General features: G+C 54.4%; 18 protein-coding genes and 1 riboswitch. Of the genes, 2 read left to right on the top strand and 16 right to left on the bottom strand.

From position 1 onward, the window contains the following. The 10 genes from P8Z34_14405 to tsaE all read right to left on the bottom strand — a co-directional run. The coding region (locus tag P8Z34_14405) for a hypothetical protein (protein ID MEJ2551863.1) at window positions 1–713 on the bottom strand (713 nt) is incomplete at its 3' end. Then, window positions 710–2053, bottom strand: a complete 1344-nt coding sequence (locus P8Z34_14400; GenBank protein ID MEJ2551862.1) for a hypothetical protein — start codon at window positions 2051–2053, stop codon at window positions 710–712. The genes P8Z34_14400 and P8Z34_14405, both read right to left, overlap by 4 nt. A 1-nt stretch (window position 2054) precedes the next feature. Beyond that, window positions 2055–3185 carry a glycosyltransferase gene (locus P8Z34_14395; GenBank protein ID MEJ2551861.1) on the bottom strand — a complete coding sequence of 377 codons (1131 nt, stop codon included), beginning with the start codon at window positions 3183–3185 and terminating at the stop codon, window positions 2055–2057. Window positions 3186–3191: 6 nt separating this feature from the next. After that, complete coding sequence (locus P8Z34_14390) at window positions 3192–4562, bottom strand: oligosaccharide flippase family protein (GenBank protein ID MEJ2551860.1); 1371 nt, start codon at window positions 4560–4562, stop codon at window positions 3192–3194. Window positions 4563–4571: 9 nt separating this feature from the next. Further along, on the bottom strand, window positions 4572–5552 hold the full coding sequence (locus tag P8Z34_14385; GenBank protein ID MEJ2551859.1) for a GDP-mannose 4,6-dehydratase: 981 nt from the start codon (window positions 5550–5552) through the stop codon (window positions 4572–4574). Further along, entirely contained in the window at window positions 5552–6889 is a 1338-nt protein-coding gene (locus P8Z34_14380) for a nucleotide sugar dehydrogenase (protein MEJ2551858.1), read from the bottom strand. Before P8Z34_14380 ends, P8Z34_14385 begins: the two co-directional genes overlap by 1 nt. Before the next feature lie 27 nt (window positions 6890–6916). After that, complete coding sequence (locus tag P8Z34_14375) at window positions 6917–7534, bottom strand: uracil-DNA glycosylase (GenBank protein ID MEJ2551857.1); 618 nt, start codon at window positions 7532–7534, stop codon at window positions 6917–6919. After that, window positions 7531–8043: a ribosomal protein S18-alanine N-acetyltransferase gene (rimI, locus tag P8Z34_14370; protein ID MEJ2551856.1), complete on the bottom strand. Its 513-nt coding sequence runs from the start codon at window positions 8041–8043 to the stop codon at window positions 7531–7533. The genes P8Z34_14375 and rimI overlap by 4 nt, the downstream gene beginning before the upstream one ends. Then, window positions 8040–8819, bottom strand: a complete 780-nt coding sequence (gene tsaB / locus P8Z34_14365) for a tRNA (adenosine(37)-N6)-threonylcarbamoyltransferase complex dimerization subunit type 1 TsaB (protein MEJ2551855.1) — start codon at window positions 8817–8819, stop codon at window positions 8040–8042. Before tsaB ends, rimI begins: the two co-directional genes overlap by 4 nt. Next, window positions 8705–9202: a tRNA (adenosine(37)-N6)-threonylcarbamoyltransferase complex ATPase subunit type 1 TsaE gene (gene tsaE, locus P8Z34_14360; protein MEJ2551854.1), complete on the bottom strand. Its 498-nt coding sequence runs from the start codon at window positions 9200–9202 to the stop codon at window positions 8705–8707. The genes tsaB and tsaE overlap by 115 nt, the downstream gene beginning before the upstream one ends. 218 nt (window positions 9203–9420) lie before the next feature. Between tsaE and P8Z34_14355 the strand changes: the two genes are divergently transcribed. Together P8Z34_14355 and P8Z34_14350 are read left to right on the top strand one after the other, a co-directional pair. After that, window positions 9421–10149: a metallophosphoesterase family protein gene (locus P8Z34_14355; protein ID MEJ2551853.1), complete on the top strand. Its 729-nt coding sequence runs from the start codon at window positions 9421–9423 to the stop codon at window positions 10147–10149. 73 nt (window positions 10150–10222) lie between these two features. Then, complete coding sequence (locus P8Z34_14350; protein ID MEJ2551852.1) at window positions 10223–11170, top strand: DUF4349 domain-containing protein; 948 nt, start codon at window positions 10223–10225, stop codon at window positions 11168–11170. A 127-nt stretch (window positions 11171–11297) separates the two neighbouring features. Here P8Z34_14350 and P8Z34_14345 read toward each other — a convergent pair whose 3' ends face one another. From P8Z34_14345 to P8Z34_14320, 6 genes are all read right to left on the bottom strand, one after another. Continuing rightward, on the bottom strand, window positions 11298–12068 hold the full coding sequence (locus P8Z34_14345; protein MEJ2551851.1) for an ABC transporter ATP-binding protein: 771 nt from the start codon (window positions 12066–12068) through the stop codon (window positions 11298–11300). Window positions 12069–12071: 3 nt separating this feature from the next. After that, window positions 12072–13055 (bottom strand): ABC transporter substrate-binding protein, encoded by a 984-nt coding sequence (locus P8Z34_14340; GenBank protein ID MEJ2551850.1) that lies wholly within the window; start codon window positions 13053–13055, stop codon window positions 12072–12074. Window positions 13056–13072: 17 nt separating this feature from the next. Next, window positions 13073–13861 carry an ABC transporter permease gene (locus P8Z34_14335; protein ID MEJ2551849.1) on the bottom strand — a complete coding sequence of 263 codons (789 nt, stop codon included), beginning with the start codon at window positions 13859–13861 and terminating at the stop codon, window positions 13073–13075. A 172-nt stretch (window positions 13862–14033) separates the two neighbouring features. Continuing rightward, window positions 14034–14163, bottom strand: a riboswitch (FMN riboswitch). 252 nt (window positions 14164–14415) lie between these two features. Next, window positions 14416–16284, bottom strand: coding sequence for a hypothetical protein (locus P8Z34_14330; protein ID MEJ2551848.1), 1869 nt, complete (start codon window positions 16282–16284; stop codon window positions 14416–14418). 158 nt (window positions 16285–16442) lie between these two features. Continuing rightward, the gene (locus P8Z34_14325; GenBank protein MEJ2551847.1) at window positions 16443–16916 is read right to left on the bottom strand and encodes a lysylphosphatidylglycerol synthase domain-containing protein; all 474 of its coding nucleotides are present in this window, start codon (window positions 16914–16916) and stop codon (window positions 16443–16445) included. 317 nt (window positions 16917–17233) lie between these two features. After that, window positions 17234–17528, bottom strand: a 295-nt coding sequence (locus P8Z34_14320) for a hypothetical protein (GenBank protein ID MEJ2551846.1), incomplete at its 5' end; no start/stop codon positions are given.

Below are 17528 nucleotides of genomic sequence, written 5' to 3'. Positions count from 1 at the left end.
AGCAAGCCCTGTTTCAAATCATCTTCACGCACCTTAGCATAGCCAAAGAGGGCAAAACTGAGGGCATAGATTATTAGCGGTTCGCGCATCTGAGAGGCGCCGAGTAATACGGCATCCGGGAACAACACCATAACCCAGGCCGCTACGTCTGCCGCCCTCGACCCGAAAGCTGCCTGCGCAAATCTCCACATCGGAAAGATGGAAAGCGCCGAAATGACGGCGCACATGAGCATGATTAAAAATGGCCGGCGCACGTCGGGAGAAAGGTAACGGTAGATCAGCGCATTGAGGAATTTGAAACCACCATATTGATCATCGCCGCTCGGGTTCGTGAAGGCACTGCTGAGCGGCTCGTCCGAACGGGCCAATTGAAACGAGTCGACATCACGACGGTAGGCATCCGCAAAAACGTATCCCGCGTTTTGTGGCTTTTCGTCATAGCCAAATTGAGGCAGAGTGTGAAACAGGGTTACACCGATTACAAGGCGCAGCCCAAGCGCAATCAGGAACGCACGCATGACGTTTCCGGGAACGCCCTGGCGAAACGCGATCCGGCCAACCACGGCAACCACGAGCGCTAAAACGCTGCACATAACGAGATAGGCAAGCCACCCGGACAGCGTATTGCTGCGCAGATCGAGAAGAAGCAAAAGCAGACTCAGCAGCAGGACGATTCCCAGCCATGGCGAAATTCTGCGTATGGTTTTTTTCACGTAGCCTCCGTGACCCCCCGAGTTTTCAGCGCGTACCAGACGGAGCGAATCACGACGTAAAAGACGATCATCTGCAGCGGGACGAGAAAGCGCGGATTATCGCCGTGATCGACGAGCGTTTGTACGATCGAGATCATAATGACGAGACTCGAAGCTGCGGCAGAATAGACATCGAATCCGATCCGTCTTCGCAAGCGCTTGCTCAACAGTGCAAGGGCCGACGTGAGCAGGAAAACGAGGTTGGCGAGGATAGAGACGGCGCGCCCGATCCAGATCAGGATCTGCATTGTGGATACCAAGATCGGAAGATGAAGTGTCTCCGCACGCCAATACACCGGAGCTTTCCAGAAATCTACCCAGCCTTCGACGACGTTGGCAAAATACAGATCGGGATGGGCGCGGATTAATTCGAGGGAAAGCTTTTGAAGCTCACGACTCAGATCGTAAAATCCCAATCCGGACGCCTCGCTCATCGCAGGAATTGCCTCCCAGATCGCGTTGGTCTGCACGCCCCGTTCGGCGATCTGAGCATCCCGAAATTTAATATAAGTATCGCGAATCTCCGCCACATCATCCGGAAGCAGCTCGAAGTACCCGCCGGTGTGCTGCACCAGGCTGTAGCCGGACATGACGGTCGGCGAAAGCATGTGGTACGTATCTCTAATCCACAGCAGCCAGCCGCCCTGGATCAACAGCGGAGGAAGCGAGTAGATCGCCAGGCGTAAGATTCGCCGGCGCCAACCGCCTTTACCCATGACCCATATGAAAGGAAGGAAAAAGAGCGAAACCGGAAAGAAATACGGCCGCACCATCCCGGGGAGCGTCGCCGTTATACCAAGCAGGAAGACAGCCAGGAGTCGCCTTTGAGATGACTTCGCGCCTCCGAAAGCCACAAAGGAGGCAAAACAAAGGACCACAAAGAATGTCGTCAACGTCTCGCTCAGCAGATTCGATTCGAACAAGAATTGGCCGGGGATCAGATCATACAGCCCGCCCACGAGTGCGCCCAGCGCGGCGGAATCGGTCGTTTTGTAGGTGATCCAGAACAACAACAACGAGATCGCCAGCCCCAAAGCGAGTTGTATGATCCAGGCATTATATTCATTCAATCCTGCGATTGCCAACAAAGCCGGATATCCCGGTACGCGAGTTCCGTCGTATCCTTTAAGCGTCAAAGCGGTCAGCGGATTCGCCAGGCGCAGGTATGCGTTCGTGTCGGAATAGACTATCGGTTGGTAGACGAGAAAGCAAACCAAACGTTCCAACATACCGAACAGCAGCAATCCGCCTGCCCATCGATATTCGTATCTTCGCAGTTGAACCCCGAGTTTATGAAGCACGCTATACCTCTATTCCAGCGAGCGCGTTCTGGGCTCGTCGACGCCAGGAGTATTTGCTCGCATCCAGACCTGCTTGTTCGGCGAGCTTGTCCCGGAGTGCCGAGTCCGAGACCAACTTTTGCAAAGCGCTGTGCCAGGCCTGCACGTCTTCCGGGGGAACCAGAAGTGAATTGGACTCGTTCAGCACCTCTCGCAAAACCGGCAGATCGCTCGAAATAATCGCCCGCCTGGCGGCGAAGTATTCGAAGACTTTCATCGGACTGGCGAAGCGGGCAGTGTCACCGCCGCTGCTCACGGATATCCGCCGGGCGTAGGGCATGAGAAAGAGATCGCACGCAGCATGAACGAGGGGCAAACGCTCGTTGGGGACAAAGCCCAGCAGCTGTACGTTTTCGATTTCGGCATCCCGAAGCTTTTTCCGCCAGCGTTCGATTGCCGCCGGCTCTCCACCCGCCCACACGAAGGCCAGGTATGGGTTGAGACGGGCAAGTTCAAATAATAACTCGATACCGCGGCCGGGGTAAAGGTGTCCGGTATAGCCTACCGTTACCGATCCTCGCAGATTCAGAGCGCGTCGAGCCTCTTCGGCGGGGGGTAAATCCTGATAGCGTTCCAAATCCACTCCCATCGGAGAGACGATCGAGAAAGGCCCCTCCAAGGTCGTGTCGTACTTCTCCGCCAGATAATTTTCCAATGCCGCGGTGATAGGCAGCACGCGCTTCAGCCCGGATCCGCGCAGCGCACGCTGGAACAGAAAAGGCCCCAACCTGCCCTGCGGGCGGTCGTGAAGTTCGAGTATGGATGGGTAACCGAGCGACGAAGCCAAAGCCGCCGCCTGCAGCGGCCAGAGATAGAAGACATGCGCTTTCCAGCGCCGTGCCGCCTGGACCGCTCGAAGGCAGAAATCGTACCTGCGGCCGCGCCGTAAGGAATGCATCCAGGTGACTTCGAATTGTTCCCGCAATCCATAATGCCGGGATAACCCTTCCCAGGACATATCCGGGGTTCGACCCGGCAGCCACAAACGAACTTCGTGATCCATTTGGGTGAAGGCCTGGCAAACCTTCATCGCCTGGACAGAATTTGCAGTCCTGGAAGGTACGTTTGAAGTTGCGATGCAAGCAATACGCATGATGATCTAAGCTCCCCTAAGCTCAGCGGGTTGTAGTTCCGCCATCTGGAGTTCGCGCAAACTCTTCCCGACGAGAATGCCTGTTGTAAGTATAAAATATCCGCTCAGGAGAAGGGCCATGCCGTTTGCTCCCCAGAACGGTACGAGCAATAAAGTCCCCAGGATCTTGAGTATTGCTGCGATGAATTGTATCTTCGTCGGATAGTGGGGCATCCCGAGCGGGAGCAGCACCACCTGATTCCAGAACAGGATGTTGACCGGAATCACACCCACGAGCAGAATGAGCAAACTCGTGTAGGACGTCGGCAGGAAATCCGTCCCGTAAAGTCCGACGACCCAGCGTCCGAAGAGAACGAGAACGATACTCGCCGGAATGGTATAGATGGCTGCGAGGATGGTGCCGCTGCGCAGCAAATAACGCACGTTCGACCAGGCACGATCTGCGATCTCCCGTGCCACTTCGCGGTACGTCGTGGTTATCAAGGGTGTAACCGGCATCATCAGGAAATTCGTGATCGCCCGGGCGATCTTGTAGAAACCGACCTGAAGCGGCGTGCTGAAAGCCCCAAGCCATAGAATCTCGCTGTCCCGCGTCAGCAGTTTTAAAGTGCCGGAAAGGTTGGTGCTCACACCAAAACGCAAGAGTTCCCGGCGATATTCCTTGAGCAGCGAAAGCGGTGCACGCCACCACCCCGCGCCCCACACCTTACGCGCCTGCCACAAGGCGATCAAGGAAATGCTCACGGCAAGTGCGATTTTACCGACCAGATAGGCCGTTACCACGGCTCTCAGCGATTGACCGGTGATAAAGGCAAGACCGATCAAGATCAGAGTGAGTGCACTTTGCCCCACAGTAATGAAAGCAATCACCCGAAAACGGTTGTGGAACTGCAGCAACCCGGTGGCGCTTTCATACATCAGATTTGCCAGCACGGATATCCCGTAGAAGGCAAACAAACCTGCGAGACTCTCATTCTTCGCAAAGAGTACGGCGCCGAGTGGAGAAAGGGCAATCACAAGCAGATATGCCAAAGCGGATCCGGCGATTTCAACCAGGGCCGCGGCTTTGAACAGCGCCGCGGCCTGACGTTCATTGCCGTTTGCTGTGAATTTGCCCAGGTAGTTCACCACCAATTCCGCCATGCGGGACGAGATCAGTCGGTTGATGTTACTGGAAAATTGGGTGATGATGCCCACATACCCTGCCCCTTCGACGCCGAGCAGGCGCGCCGTGAAAATCCCCTGGCCGAAACTCATCGCAGCCGAAATCGTCTGCGCGCTGAACAAATACCCGGTATTGCGGACGACCCGCCGAAACAGCGGGTTATCCAAAAAACGTGCGGCTAGCGCTGAACTCCAACGAAGTATGGAAGACATGCTCCGGCTTCAATCCGAGGTATCGACTTCGCAGGCCCAAGCACGTTCGGACTGATACCAGGCCAATGCAGCATCCAGGCCTTCATCGAAAGTGACTTTTGGTTCCCACCCCAGAATCCGTTTCGCTTTTTCGACGTCGGCCCAATTTTTTCGCAAGTCAGCCGGATGCGCTTCGCGATAATCTATCTTTGCGCTCGATCCGATGCGCGCTTCGAGCCCGCGTATCAATTCTTCAAGACTGATCTGCTGGTGACCTCCCAGATTGAATATCTCATAGCCGACGGGCTGCAGACCCAATATCGTGCCCCGCGCGATGTCATCGACGTAGGTGAAACCACGCGACTGCTTGCCGTCCCCATTGACGTAGACGGTCCGTCCTTCGCACATCCATTGAATGAAACGAAACATGACCATGTCCGGACGGCCAGCAGGGCCATAAACTGTGAAATAACGGAAGATCGTCACGTCCAGGCCGTGTAGTGCGTGATACGCATGGCACAACACTTCGGCTGCCTTCTTGCTGGCTGCGTAGGGCTGCAGCGGTCTGTCCGTATTCGCATCCTCGGGAGTAGGCAGCGGAGCATCGGGCCCGTACACACTGGACGATGAGGCCAGAATGAACTTGGGGATCTTCCGCCGCCGGGCAAATTCCAACAGATTTAAGGTGCCATCGAGATTCGTTCGAAAATATTCCCAGGGGTTTTCAACGCTGTATCGCACCCCGGCGCGTGCAGCGAGATTGATCACTGCGGCGAACGTTTCTCCATCGCTCTCGAATGCCGCCATGCGATCGCGGTCCGCGATGTCCATGTGCTGAAAATGAAAATGGGGATGCTTTTCCAGCTTCGCCAGCCGATATTCTTTCATGCACACGTCGTAAGCGTCGTTCATGTTGTCCAGCCCGAACACCACATGGCCGGCGTCGAGCAGCATGTCCGCCACCCGGGAGGCGATGAAACCCGCCGCGCCCGTGAGAAGATAACGGCCCATTACAATTTCACCACCTGAGGTCCATCCAGGCCCAGCCTGCCGAGCGCGTTGCGGGAATCGAAGATCAACCTGGCGTTCTGCAGCACAGCGGCGTAATCGACCTCGCTGTGATCGGTGATGATCACGACGCAGTCCGCCTCTTGTACGGCAGGAACGAGGTCCGAAACCGAAACGAGATCCCAGCCTTCGTGCCGGATCGAGGGCACGAACGGATCGTAATACGCCACCTGCGCACCTTTCTCGCGCAGCAAGCCGATCACGTCCAGCGCAGGTGACTCACGCATGTCGGAGACGTCGGCCTTGTACGCCACGCCAAGTACGAGTAGATTCGATCCGCGGATCGCCCTGGCTTGATCGTTCAAAGCGTTCTGGATGCGTTGGACGACGTAACGGGGCATGTTGGTATTGATCTCACTCGCCAGGTCGATGATGTGGGCGTTGTATTTAACGCTCTTCAACTTCCAAGAAAGATACAGCGGGTCGATGGGAATACAGTGCCCTCCCAATCCGGGGCCCGGCGTGAACTTCATGAACCCGAAGGGCTTCGTCGACGCAGCCTCGATCACCTCCCACACGTCGATTCCCAGCCGGTCACACATGAGCGCCATTTCGTTTACCAGGGCGATGTTCACGGCGCGAAACGTGTTTTCGAGCAGCTTCGCCATCTCCGCCACTTCCGTAGAACTGGCCGGCACGACGTTTTTCATCGCCTGTGCGTACATCGTGGCCGCCACCTGCGTGCAGACCGGTGTAATGCCTCCGATAACCTTGGGTGTGTTCAGCGTGGTCCAATCCTCCCGGCCCGGGTCGACGCGTTCGGGGGAAAAAGCCAGGAAAATATGCTCCCCGACGACGAGCCCTTCCTTTTCCAATTCCGGCAGGACCATTTCGCGAGTCGTGCCCGGGTAGGTCGTCGATTCGAGCACAACGACCATTCCTTCATGTAAATAAGGGACCAGAGACTGCGTTGCGGAAACGATGTACGACAGATCGGGATCGCCCGTTTTCCGCAGCGGAGTAGGTACGCAGATACTCACGCCGTCGATGTCTGCCAGCGCCTCGTACGACGTGGAGGCAGAGATACGACCTTCACGAACCAGGGCTGCGATCTTCTCGCCGGGTACGTCTTCGATGTAGCTTTCTCCGCGTTGGATGTGTGCCACCTTATCGGCGTCCGCGTCGACTCCCGTCACGACGTAGCCGGCTTCGGCGAGTACGACCACCAATGGAAGGCCGACGTATCCCAAACCGATAACGCCGAGATGCGCCTCATGCTTCGTAAACTTGTTTATCAATTCTTGCGCGGCAACCGGCAAGGAATTCTTTTGCTTCGACATAAGCCTCATGTACTCCCGCGTTGGGTTTTAGAACAGATTGAGCTGTTCCGCATCGACAGGCGGAGCAGCGTCGGAAGGCGGCATGCTTTCGCCCTTGGCGATCATCTCGGGCAGGCGGGAAAAATCCTCCTGCACGACCTGCCGCAAGGAAGGTTGATGTAAAGCCGCCGCAGGATGATACATCGGCACGATGAGGCGATGGTTAACGACATGCGCCTGACCGTGAATGGTGCTGATGCGTGCCCCGGGAAAATAACGTCCCATCGAAAACCGTCCCAGGGTAACGATCACCTTGGGATTTATGGCCCGGATTTGCCGCTCGAGGTACTTCGAGCATTCATCGATCTCGTCGGCCTGAGGATCTCGATTGCCGGGCGGTCTACATTTAACCACATTTGCGATGAAAACGTCTTCACGCTTCATACCGATGCTTTCCAGTAATTCTTCGAGAAAGCGTCCTGCAGCGCCCACGAAGGGACGGCCTTGTTCGTTTTCATGAAAGCCCGGGCCTTCTCCGATGAACATCAAATCGGCATTCGCCGGGCCTTCTCCGGGCACAGCGTTCTTGCGTGAGTGGTGCAGCCTACAATCGACACAAACCGATACCTCGGCAGCAACCTGCTTTAGTTCCTCCTCCGCATTCACGTCCCAGAACCTCCCGTCACGGATCGAAATTCGTCCAAATGATCCAGCTTCATGAGCCAGGCGTCTTCCCGGTTATCTTGATAGTAGTTTTTCCTTCGCCCGACGACTTCGAAACCGAACTGCTGATACAAATGCATGGCTACCTGATTGGATGTCCTTACCTCCAACGTTGCGACGACGCCTCCCAGATTCGCGGCCAAATCGAGTGCGTCGGCCAGCAAATCTGCTCCGATGCCTCGGCGTCGGTAATGGGGGTGAACCGCCAGGGTGCTGATATGCACTTCATCGACGACGAACCAGAACCCGATGTAACCAACCAGCTCGACTCGATCCGGGTGGATGTATTCCGCCACCAGTAATTGAGCGGCCGAATTGCTTTCCAACTCGTACCGATAGGAACGTTCCGACCAGGAGATGGGAAACGATAGATGGTCGATCTCGAGGACCTCTGATATGTCCTCAACCGTCATCGGGCGAATGGTCGTTGTGGATTTTGCTACGATCATCATCTACTTTCGATTCCGGAGTCGAGGTACACTGGCCGGACTGCTGCGATATCGGGAAGCTTGCCTTTTTGGATTCGTTCCCAGGCCAATTCCGCAAGTATTCCGGGACGTCGGACGCAGTCTGCGGGAGAGGCCAAACGGACGTTGGATAGTTCCTTTAATTTCTTGCGGGCCTCCGTGCTGATCTCTCCACACACGTAACTCTTCTTTTCAAGCTGCGAGATGACTTCCTTCCAGGAATAATTTCCGGCTTCACCGCGTGGTTTCCATCCACTCCGCCCCCATTTGTACCACATTCCGACGACTCGCTTGCGGCCAGCTTCGATCACCGCCAGCATGGGTTCCGAACGCTTCGGCTGGCCTCGAGCCAGCACATCCAGAGTCGGGATCCCGATCAACGGAAGTTGGTGCGACAGCGCAAGTCCTTTCGCATAGGCTATTCCGATACGCAGACCGGTGTACGATCCGGGGCCGGAGGTGACTGCGACGGCGGTCAACGCGTCTGCTGTACGATTGATTTTGCGCAGCATCAACGCCACTTCAGGTGCCAGGAGCACGGTATGGCGTCGTCCACCCAGCCAAAGCGATTCGGCCAGCAGATTCTCGCCATCATGCAAGGCGATCCCGATCATCCGTGTCGCTGTATCCAGGGTAAGTAACACGCTCAACCCCCGAAAGTCGTTTGACGGAAAGCTTGCAGCATCCGTTCGTAGTGCACCCCTCGGGCTTCGAAGTGCAAACCGCGCCGCATCTCGTCCACCCAGCGCAAACTGACCCATAGTTGTTCTTCCGGCAGGCTTTCGGCGATTCTCTCCGGCCACTCGATGATCACCGGCCCTGCGCCGTCCAATAGGTCATACCATCCAAGCGCCTCGGCTTCTGCGACGCCGCTCAACCGAAATGCGTCGAAGTGGTACAACGTCGCCGAGTCGGCACGATGGTATTCGTTGATGAGGATAAACGTCGGGCTGGTGACCGGGTCCAACGAGCCCCAGCCGCGCGCGATCCCCTGCGCCAGGGTCGTTTTTCCAGAACCGAGATCGCCCGATAGACAAAGCAAATCCCCGGATTGGATCAGTTCGCCAAGCCGCACGCCCAATCGCCGAGTCTGATCGGGACTGTGGCTGAGAAATTCGAGGGTTCGTTCATCAAGAATAGGCATCGATCGCGAGGCATTATACGTCAGCCAGATGGTCATAACAAGCACGCCTACTGATGCGGTGTGAGGGGCGATTCTTCCACTCACGTGCGGTCGATTGCAGCCTGGGAAAATGGGCAAGGCGGTTTGCTGTTCGGGCGCGTTTCTCAGCGTCACCAGACGCCCGGTCTACATCTATTTACCCCCTTTCCTTACCCGCATCTCCGTGCTACTATCTGTTCATGCGCGTACTCGTCATCTCGGATATCCATGCAAATCTCAGCGCGCTCGAAGCGGTTCTCGATGTTGCGGAAGCGTACGAAGCCGTCTGGTGCCTCGGCGATCTTGTCGGTTACGGTCCCGATCCCAACGAATGTGTCGAACTCGTCCACTCACTTCCGAATTTGCTCTGTCTCATCGGCAATCACGACCAGGCCGCTATCGGCATGATTCCCCTTTCCCGTTTCAATCGTGAAGCGGGCGCGATTGCGGCCTGGACGCGTCAAAAGCTCTCGGACGAGAACATCGAATATTTGCGCTCGCTTCCCAGCAAGATCACCACCCAGAACTTCACGCTGGTCCATGGCAGCCCCAATCAACCCATCTGGGAATACGTGCTGGATCAACACACAGCAGATCGAAGTTTCGACGCACTTAAAACGGATTATGCGCTCATCGGCCACACCCATCTTCCTGTGATCTATCATCGCCCGCCAGGCGATACATTCTCCAAGACGAGGCGTATTAAATGGGAAGGGGAGATGGCCCTCTCACCAAAGATGATTCTCAACCCCGGCTCCGTCGGGCAGCCGCGCGATCGAGATCCGCGCGCTTCCTACGCCATTCTCGACACCGAGGCCAACACCTGGGAAATGCGCCGGATCGCCTACGACATCGCTCGGGTGCAGACTCGAATCCTCGAAGCCGGCTTGCCGGAACGGCAAGCGCAGCGCCTGAATTCCGGTTGGTAACGGGGAACATTCTTCCGCAAGAAAACGTCCTTTCAGCGAACATGATCCTTCATTCACATAGGAGACATTCGCCATGAAGAAAGCCAATATCCTCACTTTGCTCATTATTTTCGGATTCCTGGTCACGGCCTGCGGTGCGGCGATGCGTTCCGCGCCAACCATGTTAGAAGGCGGCCAGGGTGTATCTGTATCTTACGACGTGGCCGGTGAAAGCTATGATTATGAACCCGCGGAATCCGGCTACGCGGCCCCCAGGGATGCACCCGTTTATTCTATGGACAATTCCACGGAAACCTCACTCAACGAACGCATCGTCATCCGCAACGCCAATCTCTCTCTGGTCGTCAACGATCCAACCGAATCCAGCAATCAGATTGCCGCGATGGCCGAAGAGATGGGCGGATTCGTTGTCAACATGAACGTGTACCAGACGACCTTCGACAGCGGCGTCGAAGGCGAACGCGCATCGATAACCATCCGCGTACCGGTAGAGCGCCTGGATGAAGCGCTCGAAACGATTAAAGCCGGCGCCATCGAGGTCCGCAACGAGACGGTTTCCGGTCAGGACGTCACGGAGGAATACACCGATTTACAATCACGGCTGCGGCACTTGGAAGCGGTCGAACAACAATTACTGGGTTTTCTCGAGGAAGCCAGAGATACCGAAGATGCCTTGAGTGTATTCTCGCAACTGGAACAGAAGCAGGCCGAAATCGAGGTCATCAAGGGGCGCATCCAATATCTGGAAAACTCGGCCAGACTCTCGATGATTTCGGTCGAGCTGCAACCGGATGTCGCCGAACGACCGCTTCAAATCGGCAACTGGCGCCCTGTGGGAACCGCCAAGTCGGCGATCGAAGCGCTGCTCAACACGCTGCAGTTTCTCGGCGACGTGTTGATCGTTCTCGTGCTGTACGTCCTTCCCATCGCCGTCGTGATCGCGATCATCCTCTGGCCGCTGAGAAAACTGTACCGCCATTTCCGGCCAAAGAAAGAGAAAGCGCTCGCCAAAGAGGAATAAGCAGATCGTCGACGCATCGGTTTGAGGCGATATCCATTTCCGAATCGGGGCACACAAAAACAAAGAGCGATCCGCGGATCGCTCTTTTTCTACATGCACGTCTATTCAAGAGAATTGAGGAACCGGGTCAATCCGATACCTCACCCTCGATGGCCCCGCGCACCTGCGCCACCAACTCCCCAAACGCAGGTGTATGCGCCATCTCCAAATGCCTCGGCCGCGCCAGAGGGATGGTCAAATCCATACGCAGCATCGCCGGCCGGTCGCTCAACACGAGCACCCGATCGGCCATGAGCACCGCTTCGGAGATCGAATGCGTCACCATCATGATGGTCACGGTGCGCGCCGACCAGATGCGCATCAGCTCCGTTTCCATCCGTTCACGCGTGAGCGCATCCAGAGAACCAAAAGGTTCATCCAGAAGCAGAATGTCCGGCTGATGGACCATCGCCCGGGCGATGGCGACGCGCTGCGCCATACCGCCGGAAAGATCGCGCGGGAGGGATTCTTCAAATCCCTTCAACCCGACGAGATCGATCATGGCCTTTGCCCTGCTCTCGCATTCTTGCTGCGGGAGACCCTGCAGCTCCAGAGGAAGGAAGATGTTGCTGAGTACGCTTCGCCAGGGCATCAGATTCGCATCCTGAAACACGAATCCGATGCGCCGCCTTGGACGCGAAAGCCGCTCACCTTCGAAGATCACCTCGCCTCCCGTCGGCAGCAGCAGCCCGGCAAGAAGCCGCAGCAGAGTCGTTTTCCCGCATCCTGACGGTCCGACCACGCAGACGAATTCCTGGCGGCGCACCTCGAACTGCACGTGCTGCAAGGTACACAAGCCGCCGTTCCCGTTGGGGAAGGTCATCGATAGATCGTGGGCGGTCAGTATCGAATCGCGCATAGGCTACGGCAAATAGTCGTTGGTGTACGCCTGGCTCAAGTCAACCGGCTCCTGAAGAAATTCCAGCTCCAACAGAACCGACTGCATGTTCTCCCAGGCTCCCGCGTCGGAATACCCCAGCGGATCGGCGATCCAATACCCGATACTCGCTTCGAGTACTTTATATTGGATGGTCTCGTCGGCTTCTGCCAGACCCTCCACATAATCCTTGGCGATTTCGTAAGCATCGCCGGGGTTGTCGATCGTTTCCCGTATGCCGCGCAGGATGGCCCTCACCATGCGCCGCACGAGATCCGGATTTTCGGCGAGGGTTTTTTCGTTGGTGATGAGCCCGTTCGACGGCAGTTTCACGTAATCGGCAACGGGCATAACCACAACCGGGAACCCCTGTGCTTCCAGCCTGACGGGCTCGTTGTTGGCGTACACGACCGCCGCATCGACCGTTCCCTGAAACAAGGCTTCCGCCTGGGTGAAGCCGATCGGATCCAGGTTGATATCCGCTTCCTTGATTCCGTTGGCGCCCAGCAGCGCACGCAGACCGATGTACGAGGCGCCGTACACTCCGGGGAAACCGACGTGTTTACCAACCAAGTCGGCAGGCACGTCGATGCCGCTGTCGGCGGCCGCGGCGACGGCGATGGGATAATCCTGCCACCACGCCATCACGTAAACCACAGGCAGGCCTTGCGCTCGCGCCAGGAGAACTTGTTCCCCGGATACGATCGCGAATTGGATTTCGTCCGCCCCCACGAGTTGAACGGATTCGGACTCGGCAAGATGTTCGAATTTAACCGCAATATCGTTTTCCTCGAAATAGCCACTCGAATCGGCGACGTAGAAAGGCGCGAACTGTACGTCCGGCCGATAGCTCATGACGATGCGTAGATGGTCCATTTCCGCTTCTGCTGGTGCTTGATTATCGATCGTCGACTGGCAAGCTCCGATCGCCAAGGCCACAGCAACAGTGATAAACAGCTTTCCTTTCACCAGGTAATTCCTCCTTTTTAATTCGATGATGTTAGATGCCAGGCCAAAACCCGCCGTTCGACGGCGGTCACCAGGCCGTAAAGAACGAGCGCCAGCGTGATCAGCATGATCACCGCCACGAACACCAGGGAAGTATCGAACACGCCGCGCCCGACGTTGATTAAAAAACCCAAGCCCTCATCGGATCCGACAAATTCGCCGACCACTGCGCCGATGACCGAGAGTGTCGCGCCGACCTTGAGCCCGCCGAAGAGCACCGGCAGCGCCGCCGGCACCTCGAGTTTGAGGAAAATCTGCCAGCGGGTTGCCCGCAGCGAGCGCATCAAATCGCGCAGATCTTCCGGGACGGAACGGACTCCGACGACCGTGTTGACCAGAACCGGGAAAAACACGATCAGGGAGCTGATCATGATTTTTGAAATTTTACCGGGACCGAACCAGATGACGAGCAAAGGCGCAATGGCAACGATCGGAACGGATTGGGATGCTACGATGTACGGCGACAGCAGGCGTTCGACCGTGCGCGATTTTGCAACGGCATACCCGACCAACGTTGCGGATGACAATCCCAACACCAGTCCGCCCAGGACCTCGATCAATGTGGCAACAGTGTTGTGGAGCAGGCTCCCATCTGATAAGGCTCGCAGGAAACGGTCGAACACTGCGCCAGGGGGTGGAAGGATAAACGCAGGCAATCCGCTCAAGCGGCTTACTCCTTCCCAAAGGAAGAAAGCGAGGAAGACAGCGACGAGAATGCTCCACGTTGTTGAAGGAATTTTGACTCGCAATTTCTTGTTCGCGCTCATCCATGATCCTGTTCAACGAACCGCAGTCTTGCGGCAACGTCAAACGCCCCGAAGGGCATCCTTCGGGGCGCAGGCATACATCGCGGGAGATTCGCAGCGATTCATAAGCCCCGAAGAGGATCCTCTTCGGGGCGCACACCACAATCTTGGCAGCGTCGATCGCTGCTTCGCTTGGAGCCTTCTTCCATCCGGACTGTACCGTCGGCACCGTAATTACAACGGTTCTACGCGGCTGCGTTCGCGGGCTTTACCGCCGATCGGGAATTGAGCATCCCTGCCCTCACCCTGCCCCGAAGGCTTAGATATTTAATTGTATACGATTATACCCCATCCTCAATGATGGTTGACAAGAATTTCGTCCATGGAACGATGGCACCTGAAACTCATAACATTGCCCCGCAAAAAATTGATTCAATAATGTTAATTTCAATTATAAGCAGTCTTTGTTCAAGAACCGAGGAATGGAAAGATATCGAGTAACAACTGGATGTAGAAGCTGATCGATTTCCCAAACTGTGCACCCCAATACCAATAAAGAAATCCTAGGCTCAAGCCTAGAACGATCCACGTTTCGATTCTCTCTTTATTACTGCTGTAAAAAGCCATTTCGTATTTCGGGTATGCATCTTGAGAGCAATACTTTCACAACTTTCATCAACATCAATTGGAACATAAGCCAGTACTTGGGAATAATCCGCTCGATATAACGGATAGATCAAGGCATCAATACCCACGTTATATCCCAGTATCTCATCGTTTGATACAACCTCCAAGGCATCCTCGTATTCTTGAGGAACATAAACCCGTAGTCTTGCCGCATCCCTTTCTAGAACTGGGACAGATAAGATGTGGCCAAATTCATCCACGCTGACGCGATTGTAATTAATCGTCAAGACCAGATTCATACCCAGTGTGAAATAAATCAGCGTGATAAAAATGAATCTTTCCAGGCGATAGGATTTCGGCATCCACTCATAAAACACGGCAAATCCCAATGCAAATAGCGCTGGGAAATAGACTTGATAACGCATATTATACGGACCGGGATTGATCGCCATGAAAAGGATCAGAAACGTGAGCACGAATGTAAAGGTGAGGATTCTAATCTTGCTCGATTTGATAAAACCCCAAATTAACCCAGGGAGCCCTAAGATATAAGCAAACCACCCCCAGCCTGTCGTTTCTGCCAAAGCAGGGATAATCTTAAAATTGCCATCGCCGAATTTGCCCGCGAAATTAACCAGATTCCGTGGTAAACGTTCCAAACCAACTGGAAGGAAACCTTCTACCCCCTGAAAGACGTTTTCATTTTGAATACGCAGCGAAAAAGGATAGAAGGGATTTCCGAATAGCACCCAATTCCGAAGATTCCAAAATCCCCCAATGAATAACCCCGCGATCAATAGAAGTGTCAACCATCTCAGCTGAGAAGCGGAGATGATTCTAATTTGATGCCATATTTCACGAATGAAGGCAAACCATTTTCGCTTTCGGTTACTCTGGATCATCCCGAGGATGGCTATTGCGAACAATCCCGGTAGCAGGTTGAGGATATACGCCTTTGTCCCTACGGCATACAACAAGATGATTGCGAGAAGAACAACCTGGCCGGGTAAGTTCCTGGCCTTGCTCTGATCTTCACGTTGGGTAATATCCAATATGATCGCGATCGCAGATAGAAAAATTCCGGTCATAAATGGATCGTTTTTCGTTCCTGTGACCACCAATACGAGGGCAGGGGTCGAACAATAGCTCAGCGCTGCGATCCAAGCAGCCTGATACTTCAACTTGATTTTACGAGCGATTGCAAAGGAGGCGGCGAATATCAGAAAGTAAGCAGGAAGCCCGGCTGCCTCGACAACGACGTCATGATGCAAAAAAACAGTGAACCATGTTGCGAAAGTTTCGTAATTCGATGGCAATGCCACGCGGGGGACCGCAGCATCGACGATAAAAATCCGAGCATGCCGAGTCCATTCCGCTACGTTCACAAGATGATAGGTCAGCGAATCCCAAACAAATGGCGGTAGCGCCCAAATTAGAAACGTAAACCGCACGCCGCTGGCGAAGATAAACACAATGGTCAGAAACCGCAGCCATCGAGGTAAGCTGCTCCAAATCACCGAACATCGACGTAGAAAATTAACCCCTTCTTTTCCGGATTCGATAATTGCGGTTCTACTATCCGGTATAAGTGCCAAGGCAGTAATTCCAACCACACTGACGATCAAGATTGGTTCTGGCGCTAACCGGCCTAATAATCCCATCGACAATTGAAAAATGGTCGTGAAAAAGATTCCCAGAAACAAGAAACAAACCAAGTTCATTGCCGTTTTGTTTGTTCGAAGAAGGCGATAACCAAAGGTTGTTATCAATAGAATGAAAATGGCAGAAATCGACCAGCAGAACAATCCGAACAACACTGCTTCAACTGCCTCCTCTCTAGCCCACGCGTGGAATATGAGTTTACCCAATGATCCGATTTGAGTCTATCGGAAGCGCGAATCCTTAAAACAAGCTTGGAGCTATGACAAATTTCTCATTGTTGAATCCAGAGCAAGCAATCCCGTTAGAATCGATCTCAAGTAATTGCTGCCGGCCTCACCCACTTGCGCAGGCAAATTCCGACGGCGAAAATCAACGCATCTCCGAAAGCCGTCAACACACGCATCGTTACTGTAATTCCGAGTGCGGCACCCTCGCCGTATATCGGGCGCAATGCTGTGAGAAAAATCGTTTCTCGCACTCCCAAACCAGCCGGTGCTCCCGGTGTAATAAATCCAACGACCCATGCGATGGAATACAAACCCGAGAGTGTCCACAGGTTGCTGTGTGATGCATGAAAAATCCCGTGCAATAAGAAATCTGCAATCCCACCTGAAAGCAAGAAGTTCACCACTGACAATAGAAACGCAAAGACTAAGAAGGGGAGATCGACCAACCGATTTCCAAGACCATACTGACGATCACTCTCGAGCCTTGGTAACCGTAGATCTTTGCCAGCGCCAGACGACCAATCTGCGGTGCGACCTTTCCTGGAATGTACTTTCCAAATTGTGCCAGTGCGAGCATCGTGACAGCCTCACTATAATGCGCTTCTTCCCCAGTACCACACAAGAGAACAAACCATACATAAGCCATAGTGAGAAAGGATAAGCCATATAAAAATAATGCGGCAAATGTGTTGAGGATTGCAGGAAAATCCCAAGTAAGGCGAGGTAAAGATGAGAAATGGTGAAGGAAAAAAGTGACAAAGTAAACACTAGCCAATACAGCAAAGACCACCCCTAAGATATTAATGAGTTTCTTCGCGGCTGATTTGTTGCTTATTACTATATTTTCAATTCTGCTTTGCAAAGCTAAACCATTCTCCTAAGAAAGATCATCATGATTGATATTTGCGTACTTATAAATCGCCTGGTATAGATTCTCCCAGTCGCCTCGATCTTGTTGATGACTAACGGCAATCATCTTTTTATCGAGATGTCGCTCGAGCGCATCCGCAATAGCCACTGAATCTTGTACGGGAACTACATACAAGAAATCGGGATTTGCACCTTGTATCCCCTCGGCACTATGCTCCGTGACGACCAGAGGTAAATCAAATGCCAGCGCGATCTTCACCGACCCACTTTGCGTGCCCCCTGTATACGGGGCGATGAAAACA

This window comes from Anaerolineales bacterium (assembly GCA_037382465.1).
In the GTDB taxonomy this organism is placed as follows: domain Bacteria; phylum Chloroflexota; class Anaerolineae; order Anaerolineales; family E44-bin32; genus WVZH01.
This window is presented reverse-complemented; position numbering and strand designations above follow the sequence as displayed.

What these genes read in the sequence shown, in the direction of transcription:
- P8Z34_14395 (MEJ2551861.1), bottom strand. Translation starts at nt 3,185, where the DNA reads ATGCGTATTGCTTGCATCGCAACTTCAAACGTACCTTCCAGGACTGCA.
- P8Z34_14390 (MEJ2551860.1), bottom strand. Translation starts at nt 4,562, where the DNA reads ATGTCTTCCATACTTCGTTGGAGTTCAGCGCTAGCCGCACGTTTTTTG.
- P8Z34_14385 (MEJ2551859.1), bottom strand. Translation starts at nt 5,552, where the DNA reads ATGGGCCGTTATCTTCTCACGGGCGCGGCGGGTTTCATCGCCTCCCGG.
- P8Z34_14380 (MEJ2551858.1), bottom strand. Translation starts at nt 6,889, where the DNA reads ATGTCGAAGCAAAAGAATTCCTTGCCGGTTGCCGCGCAAGAATTGATA.
- rimI (MEJ2551856.1), bottom strand. Translation starts at nt 8,043, where the DNA reads ATGATGATCGTAGCAAAATCCACAACGACCATTCGCCCGATGACGGTT.
- tsaB (MEJ2551855.1), bottom strand. Translation starts at nt 8,819, where the DNA reads ATGGGTCAGTTTGCGCTGGGTGGACGAGATGCGGCGCGGTTTGCACTT.
- tsaE (MEJ2551854.1), bottom strand. Translation starts at nt 9,202, where the DNA reads ATGCCTATTCTTGATGAACGAACCCTCGAATTTCTCAGCCACAGTCCC.
- P8Z34_14355 (MEJ2551853.1), top strand. Translation starts at nt 9,421, where the DNA reads ATGCGCGTACTCGTCATCTCGGATATCCATGCAAATCTCAGCGCGCTC.
- P8Z34_14350 (MEJ2551852.1), top strand. Translation starts at nt 10,223, where the DNA reads ATGAAGAAAGCCAATATCCTCACTTTGCTCATTATTTTCGGATTCCTG.
- P8Z34_14345 (MEJ2551851.1), bottom strand. Translation starts at nt 12,068, where the DNA reads ATGCGCGATTCGATACTGACCGCCCACGATCTATCGATGACCTTCCCC.
- P8Z34_14335 (MEJ2551849.1), bottom strand. Translation starts at nt 13,861, where the DNA reads ATGAGCGCGAACAAGAAATTGCGAGTCAAAATTCCTTCAACAACGTGG.